The sequence below is a fragment of the Mycobacterium sp. E2462 genome, from assembly GCF_001672685.1.
GTDB lineage: Bacteria > Actinomycetota > Actinomycetes > Mycobacteriales > Mycobacteriaceae > Mycobacterium.
This window is the reverse complement of sequence record NZ_LZKC01000455.1, coordinates 1-678: the sequence shown is the minus strand read 5'-3', so window position 1 is coordinate 678 and position 678 is coordinate 1. Positions and strand designations below refer to the sequence as shown.

1 protein-coding gene and 1 pseudogene are annotated in these 678 nt (G+C 70.2%); one reads left to right on the top strand and one right to left on the bottom strand.

What is annotated here, in order from left to right; translation table 11 throughout:
- Nucleotides 1-184 (top strand): annotated as a pseudogene (locus tag A5714_RS23455) (NAD(P)H nitroreductase); the annotation flags it as partial.
- A 20-nt stretch (nucleotides 185-204) separates the two neighbouring features.
- On the opposite strand, the gene A5714_RS23450 reads toward A5714_RS23455, so the two are convergent.
- Nucleotides 205-639, bottom strand: coding sequence for a pyridoxamine 5'-phosphate oxidase family protein (locus tag A5714_RS23450; protein WP_068289428.1), 435 nt, complete (start codon nucleotides 637-639; stop codon nucleotides 205-207).
- Nucleotides 640-678: the final 39 nt, after the last annotated feature.

The window sequence follows — 678 nt, the reverse complement described above, 5'->3', positions numbered from 1 at the left end:
GCTGGAGACGCCCGCGACGCGGGACGCGGTGCGGGCCAGCGTGTTCGGGGATCGCGATCATCCGCAGATGCTGTTGCGGGTGGGCTGGGCGCCGATCAACGCCGATCCCTTGTCGGCGACGCCGCGGCGCCCGCTTACCGACTTCGTCGAGTGGCCAGCGGAACCGACGCTGGGTTCGTTGTGAGGCAACAGGATTCGGGTCGTTCACCACGGCGTGCCGTCGCGCGGCCCGAACCGCAGCCGGCGCCCGGTCACCTCGTCGGGCAGGATCCGCACGTAGTGGGTCTTCTCGGGCAGCGTCCAGGGCAACACCTGCGCCCGTTCGGCGTCGTGCAGCTCCTCGCGGGTGTGCAACGCCCGCGCGGTGCCCTTGACGATGACGCTCCAGCCCTGCGCAACCGTGTGGTCGTCGACCTCGAAGAGGACCCGATCGTTGATCGCGGTGCTGACCAGCTTGGTGCCCTGCGCGGTGCGGAACAGCACGGTGCCGCGTTGCACGGCGTAGTTGACGGGGAAGATGTCGGGGCGGCCGTCGACGCAGGTGACCAACCGACCCAGGGTGTGGCCCGCCAGCAGATCCCAACATTCCCGCGCGCTCAAGACGGCGTTGTCGTCGTCGGCCGACGAACCCGGCGCCATGGGCAACGCCGACCCGGCGAAGAGCCGGCCCGGGATCTT